This is a genomic window from Ruminococcus sp. RTP21358st1_G6_RTP21358_211008 (assembly GCF_040908885.1).
In the GTDB taxonomy this organism is placed as follows: Bacteria; Bacillota; Clostridia; order Lachnospirales; family Lachnospiraceae; genus Blautia_A; species Blautia_A faecis.
This window is the reverse complement of sequence record NZ_JBDGDM010000007.1, coordinates 24,242-44,160: the sequence shown is the minus strand read 5'-3', so window position 1 is coordinate 44,160 and position 19,919 is coordinate 24,242. Positions and strand designations below refer to the sequence as shown.

The 19,919-nt window shown below is 43.1% G+C and carries 16 protein-coding genes and 2 riboswitches; all 16 genes read right to left on the bottom strand.

What is annotated here, in order from left to right:
- Positions 1–1,530 carry an ABC transporter substrate-binding protein gene (locus tag AB5Z12_RS04200; protein WP_173774240.1) on the bottom strand — a complete coding sequence of 510 codons (1,530 nt, stop codon included), beginning with the start codon at positions 1,528–1,530 and terminating at the stop codon, positions 1–3.
- Positions 1,531–1,599: 69 nt separating this feature from the next.
- Complete coding sequence (nikC, locus tag AB5Z12_RS04195; RefSeq protein ID WP_368368566.1) at positions 1,600–2,421, bottom strand: nickel transporter permease; 822 nt, start codon at positions 2,419–2,421, stop codon at positions 1,600–1,602.
- Positions 2,411–3,358 (bottom strand): nickel ABC transporter permease, encoded by a 948-nt coding sequence (nikB, locus tag AB5Z12_RS04190; RefSeq protein WP_118579991.1) that lies wholly within the window; start codon positions 3,356–3,358, stop codon positions 2,411–2,413. The genes nikC and nikB overlap by 11 nt, the downstream gene beginning before the upstream one ends.
- A 4-nt stretch (positions 3,359–3,362) precedes the next feature.
- On the bottom strand, positions 3,363–4,088 hold the full coding sequence (locus tag AB5Z12_RS04185) for a class I SAM-dependent methyltransferase (protein WP_173772426.1): 726 nt from the start codon (positions 4,086–4,088) through the stop codon (positions 3,363–3,365).
- A 145-nt stretch (positions 4,089–4,233) separates the two neighbouring features.
- A riboswitch (cobalamin riboswitch) is annotated at positions 4,234–4,432 on the bottom strand.
- A 61-nt stretch (positions 4,433–4,493) separates the two neighbouring features.
- The gene (locus AB5Z12_RS04180) at positions 4,494–5,582 is read right to left on the bottom strand and encodes a lactonase family protein (protein WP_118579985.1); all 1,089 of its coding nucleotides are present in this window, start codon (positions 5,580–5,582) and stop codon (positions 4,494–4,496) included.
- Positions 5,583–5,805: 223 nt separating this feature from the next.
- The gene (gene hemL / locus AB5Z12_RS04175) at positions 5,806–7,077 is read right to left on the bottom strand and encodes a glutamate-1-semialdehyde 2,1-aminomutase (RefSeq protein WP_368368565.1); all 1,272 of its coding nucleotides are present in this window, start codon (positions 7,075–7,077) and stop codon (positions 5,806–5,808) included.
- The gene (gene hemB / locus AB5Z12_RS04170; RefSeq protein WP_173773557.1) at positions 7,077–8,060 is read right to left on the bottom strand and encodes a porphobilinogen synthase; all 984 of its coding nucleotides are present in this window, start codon (positions 8,058–8,060) and stop codon (positions 7,077–7,079) included. Before hemB ends, hemL begins: the two co-directional genes overlap by 1 nt.
- A complete protein-coding gene (gene cobA / locus AB5Z12_RS04165) occupies positions 8,051–10,489 on the bottom strand; it encodes a uroporphyrinogen-III C-methyltransferase (protein ID WP_173773558.1) in 2,439 nt (812 codons plus the stop codon). The genes hemB and cobA overlap by 10 nt, the downstream gene beginning before the upstream one ends.
- Entirely contained in the window at positions 10,482–10,967 is a 486-nt protein-coding gene (locus AB5Z12_RS04160; RefSeq protein ID WP_173717535.1) for a bifunctional precorrin-2 dehydrogenase/sirohydrochlorin ferrochelatase, read from the bottom strand. Before AB5Z12_RS04160 ends, cobA begins: the two co-directional genes overlap by 8 nt.
- The gene (gene hemA, locus AB5Z12_RS04155; protein WP_173735320.1) at positions 10,957–12,186 is read right to left on the bottom strand and encodes a glutamyl-tRNA reductase; all 1,230 of its coding nucleotides are present in this window, start codon (positions 12,184–12,186) and stop codon (positions 10,957–10,959) included. Before hemA ends, AB5Z12_RS04160 begins: the two co-directional genes overlap by 11 nt.
- A 167-nt stretch (positions 12,187–12,353) precedes the next feature.
- On the bottom strand, positions 12,354–12,710 hold the full coding sequence (locus tag AB5Z12_RS04150) for a CGGC domain-containing protein (protein WP_173735319.1): 357 nt from the start codon (positions 12,708–12,710) through the stop codon (positions 12,354–12,356).
- Complete coding sequence (locus AB5Z12_RS04145; protein ID WP_173735318.1) at positions 12,707–13,495, bottom strand: sirohydrochlorin cobaltochelatase; 789 nt, start codon at positions 13,493–13,495, stop codon at positions 12,707–12,709. The genes AB5Z12_RS04150 and AB5Z12_RS04145 overlap by 4 nt, the downstream gene beginning before the upstream one ends.
- 22 nt (positions 13,496–13,517) lie before the next feature.
- A complete protein-coding gene (locus AB5Z12_RS04140) occupies positions 13,518–14,291 on the bottom strand; it encodes an ABC transporter ATP-binding protein (protein ID WP_173735317.1) in 774 nt (257 codons plus the stop codon).
- Positions 14,288–15,373 carry an iron ABC transporter permease gene (locus AB5Z12_RS04135; RefSeq protein WP_173716563.1) on the bottom strand — a complete coding sequence of 362 codons (1,086 nt, stop codon included), beginning with the start codon at positions 15,371–15,373 and terminating at the stop codon, positions 14,288–14,290. Before AB5Z12_RS04135 ends, AB5Z12_RS04140 begins: the two co-directional genes overlap by 4 nt.
- Before the next feature lies 1 nt (position 15,374).
- A complete protein-coding gene (locus AB5Z12_RS04130; protein WP_148462850.1) occupies positions 15,375–16,367 on the bottom strand; it encodes an ABC transporter substrate-binding protein in 993 nt (330 codons plus the stop codon).
- A gap of 117 nt (positions 16,368–16,484) precedes the next feature.
- Positions 16,485–16,682, bottom strand: a riboswitch (cobalamin riboswitch).
- 105 nt (positions 16,683–16,787) lie between these two features.
- Positions 16,788–19,916 carry a type I restriction endonuclease subunit R gene (locus AB5Z12_RS04125; protein WP_148462851.1) on the bottom strand — a complete coding sequence of 1,043 codons (3,129 nt, stop codon included), beginning with the start codon at positions 19,914–19,916 and terminating at the stop codon, positions 16,788–16,790.
- Positions 19,917–19,919: the final 3 nt, after the last annotated feature.

Sequence of the window (19,919 nt, the reverse complement as noted above, 5' to 3'; positions counted from 1 at the left end):
TTATTCAGCTAATGTCCACTTGTTTGTTACAAGATAATAGTCAATTGGGAATACTGTTACATTCTCAAGTTTACTGTTTACAAGAGTCACGTTATCATTTGCATACATCCAGATTGCCGGGGCATCATCTGCCAGGATCTGCTGGGCTTCTACAAATGCGCTTACACGGTCCTCCTGAGTAAATGCAGCATCCAGTTTATCCAGAACAGACTGGAATTCATCACTGTGATATCCGCTGTAATTGTCACTTCCTCCATCAGACCAGCGGTTCATAAGATATTTCTGACCATCACCAGCATTTACAGTCTGCCAGTTTGGAGATACCAGCATATCGAAATCACCAGAAGCACGTTTGTCACTTACATTCTCCAGCATTTCAATCTGTACATCAACTCCGATCTGCTTCCACATATCCTGTAAAGTCTCACTTACTGCTGTTGAAGAACCATTGGCAATAGAAATTGTAAGGGACAGATTCTCTCCATCCTTATCCACAATTCCATCTCCGTCAGAATCGCTGTAGCCTGCTGCCTCAAGGCATTCTTTTGCCTTATCCAGATCATAAACCTGTCCGTTTACATCTTCAGAATCGTATCCTACAGATGGCGGGAATGCTGTGCTGATTGGAGAAGAATAACCATTTCCTGCTACCTGTGCTACAACATCACGATCTACTGCATAGGACAGTGCAAGACGAAGGTTCTTATCAGAAAGGGGATTTCCCTCGCGGCAGTTTAATTCGAAATCATTCTCTCTTGTTCCGGTTACTTTTACAATGTTGATATCGTCATTATTTTCCACACGATTAAGAGCTGTTGCATCCGGTCCCTGTGCAAGGTCAATATCTCCGGAAAGCATTGCATCTACCTTTGTATCACTTCCGATATTCTTTACAGTAATGCTCTTGATTTCCGGTGCTCCATCCCAGTAGTTCTCATTTGCCACAAGCTCAATCTTCTCTTCAGATACATACTCAGACACTGCATAAGGTCCTGTACAGATTGGCATAGTATCATAATTGCTTGTATCAGCTGTGGTGTCTACAATAACTGTCATCGGCTCTGTAAGCTGTGAAACAAAAGCACTGTATGCACCATCTGTAGTAAATACTACATTCTCTCCATCTACTTCGATGTTTGCAATTTTAAGATCTCCTCCACGAGAGTTATTATCAATAGATCTCTGGATAGAATCCTTTACGATCTCTGGTGTCAGCTCGGTACCATTGCTGAATTTTACTCCCTGGCGGATATGAAAACGATAAGTTGTATCATCAACCTGCTCCCACTCATCAGCTAACTGTCCTACAATTTCCATATTTTCATTTACAGTCACAAGAGTTTCTCCTACACCACAGCGTGTAAGATTCCATCCGCACCAGTCTGTTGCAGGATCCATGCCTTCGATGTAGGTGAAAAGTGCCAGATTAATGTGACTGTCATTTTCGGCTGCAAATGTAGTAACACCGCTTCCTATTACGCTGCATGCCATAATTCCTGCAAACAATAAAGATACTAACCGTTTTCTCATTTTTTATTTCTCCTCCTGTTGTTAAACTATAATCTATGTTCAACTCTTTATTTTAAAGAGTAAACATTATTAATTTTTTCTTTTCGGATTCATCAGATCCTGAACACTGTCTCCAAGTAAATTAAATATGATTACATTTATTAAAATAACAATACCAGGTGCCATAAGCATCCAGGGTGCCGAATACATATAGTCTTTTCCCTCAGACAGCATATATCCCCACTCCGGTGTAGGTGGCTGGGAACCAAGCCCCAGCAGGGAAAGACCTGCAATGGTCAAAAGTTTACTTCCAATATCCTGCGTAATATTTACTAACAGCGAAGGCATGACATTTGGAATAATATAATCTGTCATAATCCGGAAATTATTAGCGCCTCCCAGTCTTGCCTGCTCTATATATGTATTATTTTTTATGGAAAGCACTAATGACCGGCTAATTCTTGCATAATAAGTCCATCCTGTTATGGTCATTGCCAAAATCAGATTTGGAAGTCCTGTACCAAGAAAGCTTACAAGTGCAATTGTAAAAATGGAACCAGGAAAGGCCATCAGCATGTCAGATAAACGCATTAAAACAGCATCAAAAGCGCCTCCCCAGAAGCCTGCTATTGTCCCGATAAGAATTCCTACAACGGAAATGATCGCTGTCACAACAAATGCGATCAAAAGTGATGTTTTTCCTCCGTAAAGAATTCTCGAAAATATATCCCTTCCCATCTGATCAGTTCCCATGAGATACTGTTTGCATGGCGCTTTCAGAAGGTCTGTATAGTGTGTTTCCAACGGATCATAAGGTGCAAATTTTCCCGCGAACAATGCAAATAATAAGAAAAGCACTGCAAATGCCATTATAATCACAAAACGAATCCATAATTTTTTCTTACTCTTCATGTTGCAGGGCTCCTCTTCTAATTCTTGGATCAAGCCACTGGTAAGATATATCTACCAAAAGATTCACCAGTACATAAATACATCCCATCCACATAACATATCCCTGGATCAGCTGGTAATCTCTGCCGGAAATCGCAGCCACTGCTGCGCTGCCGATTCCATTCCAGCTAAAGACCGTTTCAACGATCATTGTTCCACCAAGTAATCCTCCAAATGACATGCCGAGCATTGTCACTACAGTAAGCAGGGAATTTGGCAGCACATGAAAGAAAATTGTACGAAACCTTCCAATTCCCCTTGCTTGACAGCCATTTATATATTCCTCATTCATCTGCTCGACCATTACCGCCCTGATCCGTCTTATGTAGTACGCACTCATGCTTAACGAAAGTGTTACAGACGGCATGATCAGACTTTTAAAAGAATCTGATCCCCCCACAGGCAGCCAGTGCATCTTAACTGCAAAAAAATAGATCATCATCATACCAACCCAGAAGCTAGGCAGTGAAATTCCAATAAAAGACATAAACCGAATAATATAATCAGCCTTTTTATCCTTATATACTGCTGATAAAATTCCTAACGGAAAAGAAATTAATATCATCAGAATAAACGATGCAACTGCCAGTTTAACCGTATTGGGGAGTTTTCTTCCTAATACCTGGGAAACGGGCTGTGCATATTTTACCGACATTCCGAAATCGCCATGTAACGCACCCTTCAGCCAATTCACATACTGCTCTCCAAAAGATTTGTCTAATCCGTATTTTTCTTCAATCTTTGCAATTACCTCCCGGTCATGACCTGCACCCATAGATTCTGCCAGCTGTTCAGCTGGATTTGACGGCAAAATATATGTAAGTCCAAAGGTCATCAGAGACAGCCCAAACAAAATAATCACAAGTGAAATCAGTCGTTTTATAATCTCTCTTTTCACTTTTTCAGCCTTTCTGTGCTACAATACAAAAACTCATCGGTAAAGGGCTGCCAGATATTTCCACCTGTATTTTATGAAATCCTGTTTCTACAAGTTTATTAAAATCCCAGTCAGGTCGATCTACCTGACTCATTGGCAATTTCTTTGCAATTTCATCCATAATGGAAAAATCTACATTTTCTTTATTATGTCGCGCATGGCACCCTTGTTCTTCTTTTTCATGTCCCCGCTGAAACTCATCATAGGCTTTCTGATACTTATCACTAAAAAAACGGCGATAATAATTTCCATCTTCCAGAATTAGAATTCCATCTTTTTTTAGAACCCTGTACGCTTCCTCATAAGCTTTATCTGCATGCTCCAGGTTCCAGAATACGTTTCTTGATACCACTGCGTCGAAGGAATTATCAGCAAATTCTAAGCTTTGCACATCCATCTGATGAAGTTCTGCTTTAAGTCCTTCTGTCTCCAGATTTCTTCTGACTTCTTCCAGCATTTTTGTGCTATAATCTACCGCAGTCACCTGAAATCCCATCGAAGCAAGCAAAGTGGTAAAAAAGCCAGCGCCACACCCATCATCTAATACATGGCATCCCGTTTTAAGAGAATTTTTGAAAATATTTTCCCATCTCTCTCCAGGTTCTGTTTTTCTTTCTTCCATACTGGCATCTGAAAATCCTCCAGCTCTCATATCCCAATATGACTGAATATTCTTTAACAATTCTGCCATTTGTGTTTATCCTTTCCAATAGCATAAACTTCTGCCAAATCAGGGAATTCATGTAATAAAAGCGTGAAAAAGCCGCTGCTAACGCAGCGGCTTAATGACATAATAATCCTGTTATATAAAACCAACCCCTATACCGTGCCCCGCAGCAAAAGTTCTTCATTCTGGCCGGTATTCTGGCTCCAGTGTCATCATAATGCTTTCCCTTCCCGATAAAAATTCAGTGGTTTCGAAAGCTTACTCAACTGTTACAGCTACGGCATAGCACAGGATTTTCACCTGTTTCCCGTTTGACCTGCTAGAATTTATTTTAATTTCCACCAGGCACCAAAATGGTCGTTTTATTCAATTCTCAACACAACATCGAAAAGTATAATACAGCATTTCCTGTTTGTCAATCAGAATGTATCAGGCCTCTATATCCTCAATATCCTCTCCATCCGGTACCGGCCAGATATTGATACAGTTTGGGGTCTCGATCTTACGTGGTTTGCCCTTCATCATAATGATGTTCTTCTCGTAGTCAACCTTGAAGGTTGTAATGCTGTTGCTGGAGTGGTTGGCAACGGCAATGTGCTGATTATCCGGGAAAATAACAAGGTCTTTCGGATAATCACCACTTACAGGAAGAACAAATTTACGATCCAGAAGACCAGTCTCACCATCTACCTCAAACATACCTACTGTATTCTCACCTGCTGTAGTGCAGAATAAATGCTTGCCATCCGGTGCAAGAGCAAGACCTGATGCGGCATTATGAGATACGCTTCCGTCTTCCTTCTTCGCAAGGGTGGAAACACTTTGAAGCAGCTCAAACTCCGGAGTATCACCCTCTCCATTGTAGCTGTACACTTTAATCTCATTGCTCAGCTCAAACAGAACATATGCATAACGTCCATCTGCGCTGAAACGGATAATACGCGGTCCGCTCTCTCTCGGGCAGCGGACAATATCAACAAGCTCCAGCTTATCTGTGCGCTTATTGATCCGGTAAACCTTGATCTGGTCAATTCCATTATCTACTGCGCAGAGATATTTATTATCCGGAGTAGGACGTACACAGTTTACGTGAGGACGGAAGTTACGCTCTGCAACACTTCCAAGACCAGTGTGGAAAACACCGTCCATAACACTTCCAAGACGTCCATCCTTATGAGTGTGTACAACGGTTACCTTTCCATCGTGATAACCTGCTACGTAAAGATATTTGCCATCTACGTCTGTAGCAAGGAAACAACCTCTCATGCCATCAATATCCACGCTGTTGATACGTGCCAAATCGCCATTATGATCACGCTTGAATACCGCAACGCCCTCATCCTCGATAGAATAAAGGTATTTTCCATTCTTGGATACCGCAGTATAAGACGCATTACTTACTTCCACTTCACTTCTCTCTGTGAGAGTACCTTCTTCCAGGTTCACGTCATAAACCTGAATTCCCTTGCTGGTTCCGTGAGTATAGGTTCCTACATAAGCCACATATTTCTTACCCATTTGTCTAGCCTCCTACAGTCTCTTTCTGGAAACCGTCCGTTCACGCTGTTCTTCCGATCTTTTTTACAGCGTAGCGGGTCACTGTGCAGCTCTGAATATTACTGCATTCTCTATATCAGTAAATCCTCTGCCACGGTTCATTTATTACAGCCGCATTTTATTACAGCAACTCGTATTCTGGTTTCTTTTATGTAATTGTGTCTAAATTATACCACACACATTTTCAAAGAACAAGCTTTACTGCATCCAGAGTTTCCATAATAATTTCATCTGTATGAGCCGCTGACAGGAACATGGCTTCAAACTGGGACGGAGCCATATGAATTCCCATATTCAGCATTTTTTTGAAATATTCTGCAAATGCCACTGTGTCAGAAGATTTTGCAGAAACATAATCTACAACAGGCTGTCCCGTAAAGAACAGGCTTCCAAGAGAGCCCACATAATTCATCTGGTAATTCAGACCTTTTTCTTTCACGATTTTTCCCATTCCACCGTAGAGAAGCTCTCCCTTTTTCTCCAGTTCCGTGTAAATTTCCTGATGGTCATACAAATATTTCAGCTGGGTAAGCCCGGCAGCCATAGCTACCGGATTTCCGCTTAAAGTACCTGCCTGATATACTTTTCCTGCCGGAGCAACCAATTCCATCACATCTCTTCTTCCGCCATATGCACCTACCGGCATTCCGGCACCAATGATTTTTCCATAAGTAACCAGATCCGGTGTTACACCAAAATACTGTGCTGCGCCGCCAAATGCAAGTCGGAATCCGGTGATCACCTCATCAAAAATAAGAAGGGCATGGTATTGGTCGCAAAGAGCGCGAAGTCCCTGCAGAAATCCTTCCCTTGGCGGAACTACACCCATGTTGGCTCCAACTGCTTCCACGATCACTGCTGCCACCTGGCCATCTGCCTGCTGAAAAAGAGTCTCCACACTGCCAAGATCGTTGTAAGCTGCCAGCATAGTATCCTCTGTACAGCCTTTTGAAACACCGGCACTGTCCGGCACACCACTTGTCATCACACCGGAACCTGCGCTTACCAGCATGGCATCACTGTGTCCATGATAGCAGCCTGCAAATTTGATGATCTTATTTTTCCCCGTATAACCTCTTGCAACACGGATTGCACTCATAACAGCTTCTGTACCAGAATTGACCATTCGGATCATATCCACATGCGGGATTCTGTCACAGATAAATTCAGCCATTTTCACTTCGATCTCTGTAGCGCATCCAAAGCTCAGACCTTTTTCACAGGCCTTCAGAACACTTTCCCGTATTGCAGGAAAATTGTGTCCCAGGATCATTGGTCCCCAGGAATCTATGTAATCAATATAGCGGTTGCCATCTACATCATAAATATAGCAGCCTTCTGCACGTTCAATAAATCTCGGTGCTTCTCCAATAGCGCCATATGCACGCACCGGACTGTTTACACCGCCAGGGATTCTTTTTACCGCTCTCTCAAAAAGCTTCTCAGACTTTGTCATTATCCGATTCTCCCTTCCTCCATCATTTTTGCAATTTCTTCTGCAAAATAAGTGATATAAATCTGGGCACCTGCACGATAAGCTCCCACAGCCATTTCTCCAATGATCCGCTCTTCGTCGATCCAGCCCATCTTTGCCGCCGCCTTCACCATGGCATACTCACCACTTACACTATAGGCAGCTACCGGAACATTCACAGCCTTGGAGATCTCAGATACCATATCAAGATAAGACATGGCAGGCTTCACCATAATAATATCAGCGCCTTCTTCAATATCCATAAGAGCTTCTTTCATTCCCTCTCTTCTATTGTGGAAATCCATCTGATAGCTCTTGCGGTCTCCAAAAGCAGGAGCACTTCCGGCTGCATCACGGAACGGGCCATAGAACGCAGAAGCGTATTTCACCGCATAAGACATGATTGGAATATTGGTATAACCGCCCAGATCCAGTTCTTTACGGATGGCAGCTACACGTCCGTCCATCATATCGGAAGGCGCGATCATATCAGAGCCAGCCTGCGCATGAGACAGAGCTGTTTTTGCCAGAAGCTCCAATGTCTTGTCGTTGTCAACATCATGGCCGCAAAGAACGCCGCAGTGACCGTGAGAGGTATATTCACACATACACACATCTGTCACATAATACATCTCTGGAAATCTGCTCTTTGCTTCCCGAAGTGCCTTCTGTACAATACCATCCTGAGCGTAAGCGCCGCTTCCGACTTCATCCTTATGATCCGGGATTCCAAAAAGCATAATGCTGTTTACTCCTGCTTTTTCCAACTGCTCCAGCTTATAGGGAAGACGGTCCAGGCTGTAACGGTACTGCCCTTCCATGGAAGGAATCTCTTCCTGGATTCCATTTCCTTCCATTACAAACAGCGGATAGATAAGAGAAGATTTGTCCATTCTGGTCTCTCTCACCATTTTTCGCAAATTTGCACTGCCCCTTAATCTTCTAGGTCTCTTAATCAGTTCCATTTTTCTTCACTCCTCTTCAGTGTCTCAACCAGTTCGATCAGACTGTCGATGGTTGCTTTTTCTGACATATATGTCTGCATTCCATAAGAATCCGCCGCTGCACGAGTCTGTTTCCCAATACATGCAGCACGAACCCTGGAATAATCAAGTCCTTTGGTACTCTCCACAAAGCCTTTCACTGTGGAAGCACTGGTAAATACAGCCAGGTCAATGGTGCCCTCTTCAAATTCTTTCTTCTCATTAATAAGAGGACTGCTTACATATCCGGTCTCATAAGTCGGAACATCATCCACCTGTGCACCTGTTTTTTTCAGTTCTTCTGCCAGCTCCCTGTTTCCAAGGGAGGCTCTTGGAATCAGAATCTTTTCTGTTCCATTTAAAAGAGCGCCAAGTTCTTTTCCAAGGGTATTTCCATCATAAACAGAAGGCATGAAATCCGGATAGATTCCTCTTTCCAGAAACTTCTTCTTTGTGCCCTCACCGATCACCGCGATTTTTGCATTTCCAAGAGAACGCAGGTCGATCTTCTTTTTCTCCATTTGCCTGAAGAAAACTTCCACGCCTGCAGGACTTGTAAATACCAGCCAGTCATAGCTGCGGATATGAGAAAAGGCCTGGTACAGTCTGCTCTGATCCTCCAGAGGGATAATACTGATGGATGGAAGTTCCAGTACTTCTGCACCTTTCTCCCGAAGAAGGGCCGCAGTTCTGGAAATATTCTCCTTTGGCCGGGTGACAAGGATCTTCCAGCCTGCCAGAGGTAATTTCTCATACCAGGCAAAATCATCTGCCAGAGTGCAGACCTTTCCTACCACAATAATGGCCGGTGTCTGGATCTTCGCCTGGTCAGCCGCGGCTTTCAGGGTACCAACAGTAGCCACCACTCGTTTCTGACCTGCTGTGGTTCCTTTGGACAAAACAGCGGCAGGCATATCCGGTTCCATACCAGCTTTCATAAGACCATTGCAGATATCCTCCATGGCAGTGATTCCCATAAGAAAAACAAGAGTTCCCTTTGTATGCACCAGTGCCCCAAAATCAATGTCGTACTCCATACCCTTGCGTTTATGTCCGGTGATAACATGGACAGAGGAACAGAAATCCCGATGTGTCACAGGAATCCCATTGTATGCAGGTACGGAAATCGGGGAGGTCACACCAGGAACTATTTCATAAGGAATGCCCTCCTTTGTAAGAAGCTCCAGCTCCTCTCCTCCTCGTCCAAAGAGAAAAGGATCGCCGCCTTTCAGGCGTACTACCTTGTTGCCCTTTTTTGCCTCTTCAGCAAGAACCTGATTGATCTTCTCCTGGGACATGGTATGGTGGCCGGCACGTTTTCCCACGTTGATCAATTTTGCAGAAGCAGGAATTCTGGTCAGGATTCCCTGTCCTACCAGGCTGTCATAAACAACCACATCTGCCTGTTCCAGCACCTGGGCACCTTTCATTGTAAAAAGTCCCACATCTCCAGGACCGGCTCCCACTAGCCAGACTTTTCCCGGTTCTTTTTTGTTGTCTTCCTGCAAGCCAGACTCTTTGTATTCCACTTTGCAGCGCTCCTGCAGTTCTTTTGCAAGAGAAGTTCCCAGTTCTTCTGCATCTGAAGGATTTCCTGTTTTATATCCTTTCAGGTAATGTCCGGTTTCTTCCTCGTAATAAAGGCCGGTAAGTTTCAACTGACCATCTTTGATTTCTCCATAGGCTGCCACAGGAGAAGTACAGCCTCCGTTTAAATATTTCACAAAGGCACGCTCCGCTGCTGCCGCCTGGTGTGCCTGCAGATCGTCATATCCTTCCAGATATTCATAATCCAGCCCTTTTCTTCCCTGGACAGCCAGGATTCCCTGACCTGCTGCCGGAACCATTTCTTCTGTATCAAAATACCGGCTGATTCTTTTTTCAAGTCCCAGACGCTTCAACCCTGCGGCTGCAAGAACTAACCCAGCATAATCTCCGTTATCCAGCTTCTCCAGTCTTGTCTGAAGATTTCCACGAATGCTTTTCACATTCATATCCGGATAAATTTCTTTCAGCTGCAGTTTTCTTCGAAGACTGGAACATCCGATGGGTTTGGATGGATCCAAAGTATAGCAGCCTTCTGGAAGAACCAGTACATCCCTTGCATCTTCACGTCTGGAAAAAGCAAGTATGGGAAGTTCCTCTGAGATTTCCATTGGCATATCTTTCAGACTATGAACCGACAACTGGCTTCTTCCTTCCAGAAGCGCCCGGTCCAGTTCTTTTACAAACAGACCTTTTCCTCCGATTTTATCAAGCGTACGGTCCAGAATTTTGTCACCTGTGGTCTTCATGGTAAGAATTTCCACATCTGTTTCCGGGTGCTTGCAGACAATATAGTCCCTCACCATCTGGCTTTGCAGTACGGCAAGCTTGCTTTCCCTGCTTCCGATCACAACTTTTTTATTCATAACTATCCTCATCTTTTTCCAGTTCTTCCAGAAGTGCCTGCATTTTTTCTCTTACTGCCTTAGCCTTTTTGTGATTGACACCGCTGGCCGTGATTCCCACTACAATATCATCCTTCAGACAAATTCCGGGAAAGTAAAAATCGCACAAATTCTTATCACTTGCAACATTTACATAAATTCCCTCTTCTTTACAGATACGGTAAATTTCTTCATTTAACTCAGTGTTATTCGTAACAGCCAGCACCATATAAGCCATAGAGAAATCTGATTTTTTCACAGGGCGGGGCTGGATCTGAATTTTTCCCAGCTTGCCCAGTTCCCAGAGATCTGCTGTCATCTTCGGCGCAATTACTGTAATATTCCTGGTAAATAATAATAATGCTTTCACTCTTCTTGTGGCAATGGTTCCCCCACCCACTACCACAATATTCTTATCCGATAGATCCACATACAGTGGGAAATAGCGCTTATTTTTCATATGTTTTCTCCAGTCCTGCTACACATTCCAGAAATGCTTTCTCATTCACACTGTCTCTCAATGCAAACAGCATTTTATTTATAACCTTCCCCATTGCAGTATCCACTGCATTTATCAACTTCTCTTTTTCCTGCTCATCCATCTGTGTGTTTTTCAATGGCTTCATGATCCGCAGGTTAAAGTCATTCACTGCATTCTCTTTGATTTCCTGAATTCTTGGTATCAGTTCCTTACCATCTAACCATTTAAAGAATTCATCCATCTGATCTCTCACGATCAGCCCTGCCGCCTCAAGATTTTCCTGAAGCTCAGCCGGAGTTTCTTCCATGCGGAAGCTATCCATATCAAACAAGGTTATCCCTTCGAATTTTCCAACCTCCGGTTCAATATCCCTTGGAACTGCCAGATCAATGAGAACAATACTTTTTTCCAGTTCCAGATTTTCAAACAGTTCCTCACGCAAAGTAAAATTCGGACTTGCCGTAGCACTGACTACAAGATCACACTTAGGCAGATAGTCCATTCTTTCGCCATAATTAATTCGTTTACATCCAAATGGAATATTCACCATTCCGCTGCGATACTGACGCACGGTTACAGTCACATCTGCACCGGCTTCCATAAGAGCCTGGGCTGCAACCTTTCCCATTTCTCCATTTCCGATCACCATGCAGACCTTATCCTGTACGCAATAGCCCTGTCTGTCAAGCATTTCTATCGCCTGATGGATCACAGACGGATTCCCATGAGAAAATGGCACCTCAGTTTTAATCTTTTTTCCTGCTGTTACAGCCATTCGGAAAAGCACTTCAAGGGCTCCATCTGTTGTAAAATGCTCTCTGGCAATTCCCAGTGCATCTTTTACCTGAGTAAGAATCTGATCTTCTCCAAGTATCTGGGATTTTAGACCGGATGCAAGGTAAAACAGATGTTCCACAGCAGCATGGCCTTCACGCTTTGTAAAATATATCTCGTACTGATCATCATTAATATTTTTCAGTTTACAAAGCTCTTTATATAAAGAAAGCTCTGCCTCATCATCCACACTTGCCCATACCTCCAGGCGATTGCATGTAGAAAGAATAATACAGCCGTCTATTCCCCGCTGTTCCTTTAATTTTTCCATAGCCTCCCCTGCATTTTTTCTGGTAAATGCAAACAAGGCTCGTATATCTACGGGAGCCATACTATGGTCTATTCCAATCATAGAAATACTCATCTTATGTAATTCTCCTTAAATATCATTTTCTGCCACCGCTCATTTTACTAATTCCTGCGTATATTGTCAATAAAGCCAGGCAAAACACAGCAATAAAAAAGCTTCCAGACAGACTATTTTCCACAATCTGCCTGGAAGTTTCCCCTATACGATTTCTCTATCCTGTTTCAGGATTCTCTGTGAGTTCCTCTTACCACCTGGATTCCCCTGTATTCTATCATCTCACAGATTTTGGCTATTCGTGGGCACTCTTTTTTCTCCCTGTCCAGACGACAGGCTCCCACATGCATTACCTTAATTTCTTCGCTGACCAGCCTGTCTATTTTTTCCAGAATTCCCTCATCTACATCCGGTTCTTTGGGATTTGTACTTTTGCATCCATTACAGGTCATCATTGCTCCCAGAAGTGTGTCCGGAGAATATCCATCAAAAAAGTCACTGCGATTCTGAAAGGCTTTCAGGCATCCCACTCTGGCACACACATTATTGGAGTGAAGGCAGGTCAGTGTTCCAATTTTAATCATACCGCTTCCCTCGCATGTTCCACAAAGAGTTTTCGAATACTTTCATATTCCCCCAGTCCTTTCAGAACTGTCTGCACTTCATAGCCAGCTTTGCTGATGATATTTTTCCAGGAGTCTTCTTCCTCTCCTGCCATGTCATTTTTCGCATGGTCACCGGCAACGATCATAAACGGTGCGATTACCACTTTTTTTACCCCGCATTTTCCAAGCTGTTTCAGGACCTGGTCAATTTCAGGATAACCTTCCACAGTTCCTACGATCACATTTTCATATCCCATATCCTTGAATCTGTAATCCAGTGCGGCATAAACGGCATTTGCGTAGTGCTCGGTTCCATGCCCCATAAGCACAAGTGCCGTTTCCTTATCCTTAATTACAGGGAACTCATCTGCAACCGCTTTCACCACATACTCATTATCTTCTTCTGTTGTAAGCAGAGGAGCTCCGAATTTCACAGATCGGAAATAATCCGCATACGCCAGAACATCCTTTTTCATAAGATCATTTTCCACACCGTTCATTACATGCGTAGGCTGGACGATCACCTCTGTGATTCCATCTGTTCTCATACGCTCCATTGCTTCTGTCACATTGTCATAGTGAATATGATCTCTCTTTGCAATTCTGGCAAGGATCATCTTGCTTGTCCATGCGCGATAAACTTTACAATCTGTAAAAGCAGCTCCAATTTCTTTTTCAATCGCATCAATGGTCACTGCTCTGGTGTCCTCGTGACTGGTGCCAAAGCTGACTACAAGGATCCCTTTTTTTGCTGTATCGCTCATTCAGATTTCCTCCACTTTTCCTTTATTTTTTCACATGCAAAGGATGGTATGTAACATTCAGCATGCCGTATTCATCCTTTTTTACAGTTGCATCTACTTCATATAACATATGTATAAAATTTTCTGTAATGACTTCTTCCGGAGTTCCGCAAGCCACCAGACGACCGTTCTTCATGGCATAGATCCGGTCGCAGTATGCTGCTGCAATATTCAGATCATGCAAAGCACCGATCACAGTGACCCCAAGACTTTTTACAATATCCAGAAGCTGGAGCTGGTATTTGATGTCAAGATGGTTGGTAGGCTCATCCAGAATCAGACAGTCTGTTTTCTGTGCCAGAGCTCTTGCCAGAATGATTCTCTGCTGCTCACCGCCAGACAAACTTGAAAAAACACGGTGCCGATAGGGAAGCATTCCCACTTTTTCCAGACATTCTTCCACTATTTTATAATCCTCAGCGTTATCCCGCTCCATGGTTTTCTTATGAGGAGCCCTTCCCATCATTACAATTTCCTGGACAGAAAATTCAAAATTATAGTAGTTATGCTGAGACACCACTGCCAGTGCTTTTGCAGAATCCTTTACCTTATATTCGCTCAGCGGTTTTCCATCCAGCATGATCACACCGGTATCTGGCTTCAGTACACGGTAAATACATTTCAGCAATGTACTTTTTCCACTTCCGTTTGGTCCTATAATTCCTACAAATTCCTTTTCCTTTATGGCTGCGTCAATTCCCTTAAGAATCTCATTTCCGCCAAGCTCCACATGGATATCAGAAGCTGTCAGTTTCATGATTTCTCACCTCCGAATCCATAAGATCTGCGTACCAGCAGATAAATAAAGCAAGGTGCTCCGATCATGGATACCAGGATTCCGATTGGGACTTCACTCTTGGGAATAATGATCCTGGAAGCAACATCTGCCCAGATCAGGAAAATGGAACCGCTAAGTGCTGACAGTGGAAGCATTTTCTTATGATCGGTTCCAAAGAACATTCGTACCACATGAGGAATAATGAGTCCTACAAATCCAATGATACCTGCGGAATATACCACAAAACCGATCAACAGTGCTGTCACTACAAGATACACCTGACGATATCTGTGCAGGTCAGTTCCTAATGTGATGGATACCTCATCTCCAAGCAGCATCATATTGAGAATACGGCTCTGGGTGCAGAAAAACAGGGTTGCTATAAAAACGCAGGGAATAATCACAGCCAGATTTTCCCATTTCGCGCCTGCCAGACTTCCCATCAGCCAGAAAGTAACTGTCTGGATTCCATCTCTGTCGCCCGCAATATAGACAACAAAGTTTGAAAATGCACTGCACACACTTCCAAGTGCTGTACCTGCAAGCAGAAGTCGGACTGAATTTGCCCGGCCTCCTATATTTGCAGTGATCTGTACCAGTACAGAAATAAGGAAGGCTCCGATAAATGCGCAGATTCCAATAGAGTTGGAGCCAAATACGGCTCCAACTCCAAGAAAGATTGCCACTGTTGCACCAAGAGATGCACCAGAGGAAATACCAAGAATATACGGATCTGCAATCGGATTTTTCACAATGGCCTGCATTACCACACCTGCAACTGCCAGACCCATGCCAACGGCTGTTGCAAGAAGAATACGGGGAAGGCGGATAAACCACACAATATCAGACATGGCTCCTACACCATAAACCTCCGGATCCCCGATTCCAAACACTTTATACAAAATTACACTATACACATCTTTCACAGAAAGATCTACAGAACCAATGGTAACTGCAGTCAGAATGGATATCACCAGAAGCACAGTCAGTAATATCACCGCCAGCACATAGATCGGCTTTCCATGAAAAATTCCATTTTTAAAATCCGGTTTTCTTTTCATTTTATTCGTACAGATCCGGATATAATGCTTTTGCAAATGTCATAATTCCATCATAGGTTCTGACACCGCTGCAGTATACCTCGTTCAGGTTTACAGAGAATACTTTGTTGTTCTTAACTGCAGAAAGGCTCGCATATGCAGGGTTATCTGTAATATCAGCGATTGCCTCATCAGCTGTCATAAATCCATCATAGTTGATCATGAATAATACATCCGGATCAGCTGCAATCAGATCCTCTGCACCAACGTTTTCAGAGTTCTCTGCACCAAGCTTCAGCTCTGCACCAAGTGTCTCCGGAATATTTCCGCCAAGTGTCTCTGTTCCATATACACGGAAGGAATCTCCCTCATCCTCAAGAACGGCTACGGATAACGGGTCTGTTCCTTCCACATGCTCTTTTACTTTATCAATCTCACCCTTCATCTGATCAACGATTTCCTCTGCCTTGTCTTCGCAATCAAAGATCTTGCCAAGGTTCAGGATATCCTCATATTCGTCTTCAATTGTACGTGGGAACTCAGAAGCCGGTCCCTTTGCAGAACTGTTCAGGGACATGTATGTATTTACATCTCTCTCCTGCCAGAAGCTTACATCAGAAAGCCAGTCATCACTGAAAGAAGAATACCATGCCGCAATAAAATCAGGCTCCATTGCAACAACTTCCTCTTTGGATGGCTTGGTATCCATATACTGAATCTTGTCAAATTCATCTTTTAAATCCTCACGCACATCACCGTCCAGACCGCAAGCAGCTACGATCTTATCACCGAGACCAAGTGCCAGAAGCTCTTCGATATTGGAGTTTGCATATGCAAATACTTTCTCCGGAGCTTTCTCAAAAGTCATTTCAACCGGTTCGTTCTCATAATTGTAGGTTGTGATTGTTACGGGATAATGGCTGTCTCCATCCTCCGCAAATACAGTTGTTCCCATTCCCAGGCTGAGAATTCCTGCCAGACATAACATTCCTGCTACTGTTTTCATGTTTTTCATGCTTTTTCTCCTTATTTTTTCTTTTGTTTTTTTGTTTTTAAAAGAAAAAAGTCCGCTTCCATGAAAAAGCGGGCATCACAAAAAAACATGATACGAAAGACAGCACTTTACACGGAAGTTTCTTTCTATGAACCAAGCAGGTTTCCTGGCTTACAGCTTAAATCCCCATTCCCTTCTCACATAAAAATGCAATGGATATGAATGTGGCATAACTGAATACAGTGACCGGATCGTTCAGGATTCTCACCTGATTCCCTCTTCTGAAAATAGTGTAAATTTTATATATTTTTCAGCACTTGGCACATTTATTCTTTTAAGCAGAATTATTATAACTTACCCCTTAAATAAAGTAAAGATATTTCTTTAACAATGTTTTTGATTTTGAATGTAATCTAAGCATTCCCTTCCTTACTTATACATCTATTTCCCATACGGTACCGTGTCTTCAGCAACCATACTCAATTCTGGTTTCAGAGAATAGGTATACACCTTGCTATTCTCAGCGTAATTCTCCATATCATTATTATCTGTCCATAGCTCACACTGTGTCATCACGGTCTGCACTGCATCATCCATTCCTTCCGGCGGATAGCGATGCTTTTTGAGCAACCGCTTAATCATCATACGCATTTTCGCTCTGGCAGAATCCCGTTTCTGCCAATCTATTGTCCTGTTCTTACGCAGTGTATCCGCCAGTTCCTTTGTAATAGCAATCAATTCTTCATTCTCATAGAAGTCCTTAATTGCCTGCGGCTTCGTCAGCGCATCATAAAATGCCAGTTCATCAGCAGTCAGCCCAAGCTGATCTCCCTCTTTATGAGCTGTCGCAATCTGTTTTGCCAGATTCAGCAATTCTTCAATAACCTGTTCATTGGTCAACATTCCATTCAGATACGCATTCATAGCACGCTGTATAATTTCACTGAATTTCTGCGATTTTACCACATTTGTATGACGGTAAATCTGCACCTGTTCCGCAATCAGCCTTTTTAACAGCTCTACAGCAAGGTTTTTTTCCTTCATTTTAGAGATTTCCTCAAGGAACTTTGGATCAAAGAGCGAAAATTCCTGATTTATATCTGAGAAAAGGTTAATGACGCCTTCGCTCTGAACACTGGCTTTCAGAAGCTCGTTAATGCGAGCATTCATTTCTGGCAGAGAAATTTTCTTCCCCTCTCCCTGATTCATCAATCTTGTAACAAGCACACGAACGGATTCAAAGAATGCCGCTTCTACACGCAGCTCTTTTTCTGCCAGAGAAGAACACAGCGACAATGCTTGCCTTAGCAGCAATGCCTCTTTCTGGAAATCCTCTCGTTCCTGTTCTTTATTCACAGCGACAATAAAGTTGACCGCACCGCTGATTGCCTTGGAACGCTCCAAATCCGTACCTGTCATAAACTTGGAATAATCATAACCGTGGAACAAATCCCGACAGATAGACAGTTTCTCAAGGAACTTCGGATAGGCAACCTTGGCAACATCTGTATCACCGTAATTCTTCCTATCGCGAGTAGTGTAGTCATTCATTGCCTGCTTCAATGCAGAAGCAATGCCAACATAATCGACAATCAGACCGCCTTCCTTATCTCCAAATACACGGTTTACTCTGGCAATAGCTTGCATCAGATTATACCCCTGCATCGGCTTGTACACATACATGGTTGCAAGAGATGGCACATCAAATCCTGTAAGCCACATATCCACGACAATGGCAATCTTCAGCGGACTATCATTATCCTTAAACTCCTTTGCCAGCTCATCCTTATGGTGTTTATTGCCAATGATTTTATTCCATTCTTCTGGATCTTTGTTACTACCTGTCATAACAACAGCAACCTTATCCGTCCATCCGGGACGAAGTTGCAAGATTCGCTCATATATCTTCATGGCAATAGGGCGTGAGTATGCTACGATCATTGCCTTACCTGTGAGCAGATTCGCACGATAATTTTCATAATGATTCAAAATATCGTCCACAAGGGAGTTGATAGTTTTCTCATTGCCAAGAATGGCTTCCATCTTCCCCAGTTCTTTTTTGCTCCTTTCGATAACCTCTGGATCAGCATTTTTTGCCATAATGTCATATTCTTGGTCAATGAGCTTCAAAGTCTGCTCATCCAGTTTCAGCTTGATAACACGGCTTTCGTAATATACTGGACGAGTAGCACCATCTTCAACTGCCTGTGTCATGTCGTAAATATCTATGTAGTCACCAAACACTTCACGAGTATTGCGGTCTTTCATAGAAATCGGTGTTCCGGTAAATCCGATAAAAGTTGCATTCGGCAGAGCATTGCGGATAATACGAGCAGAACCGATTTTGATTTCACCTGTCTTGACATCGACCTTTTCTTTCAAACCGTACTGCCCACGATGAGCTTCATCCGCCATAACCACAATATTTCTGCGCTCAGAAAGGCAATCAAAGGATTCCTCAAATTTCTGCATCGTGGTAAAAATAATGCCGTTTGCTTTTCTACCGTCCAGTAATTCTTTCAAATGCACCCGGCTTTCGGCATGAACTGGGTCTTGACGCAGAAAATCCTTGCACTTGGCAAATTGCCTGTAAAGCTGGTCATCCAGGTCGTTGCGATCTGTGATAACTACGATGGTCGGGCTATCCAAAGCATCTTGCAGACAATGGGCATAAAACACCATCGACAGCGATTTGCCGCTGCCTTGTGTATGCCAGAATACACCACCCTTGCCGTCTGTCTCCGTTGCGTGTTTCGTGGAAAGTACTGCCTTATTGACAGCAAAATACTGGTGATAACCTGCTAATATCTTGAACTGTTTGGTTCCTTCATTGGAGAAACAGATAAAGTTCTTGATAATATCCAGTAAACGTTCTTTTTCAAAAATACCCTCAAAAAATGTATCGAACTGAGCATACTGTGTATTTTCATAGCCGCCGTCCTTCGTTTTCCATTCCATGAAGCGATCTTCGCCAGAAGTGATTGTACCAGCTTTCGATGTCATAAGGTCACTCATAACACAGATACAGTTATAAATAAACATGGAAGGAATCTCATGCATATAGTTGCGAATCTGTGTGTATGCTTCGGATGCATCCGTTTCCTCACGAGAGGGAGATTTCAGTTCCACCAGGACTACCGGCATACCATTCAAAAATAGCAGTACGTCAGGGCGTTTGGTGCTGTTCTCAATAAATGTCCACTGGTTCGCCACAATAAAGGAGTTGTTGTCCGGATTCTTGTAATCAACAAGATATACCAAGCCGGAGCGTTCCTCACCCTTGACAAAATAACGCACTTCTACACCGTGCTGAATGTAATCCATAAAAAGAGCGTTTTTCTGCACAATTTCCGCATTTTCAAAATTTCTCAGCTTATACAAAGCATCGTGAATTGCGTCCTCCGGCATATCCGGATTCAAACGATGCAGTGTTTCGTCTAATTTATCTTCATACAGGGGGCTTTTGAAGTCCCGCTCCAAATCAGGAGCATAGACATGCCGATACCCCATATTCTGAAATAGCTCTATAACAGAATTTTCATAGTCTGCTTCGGTATAAAAGCCAGCCATAGG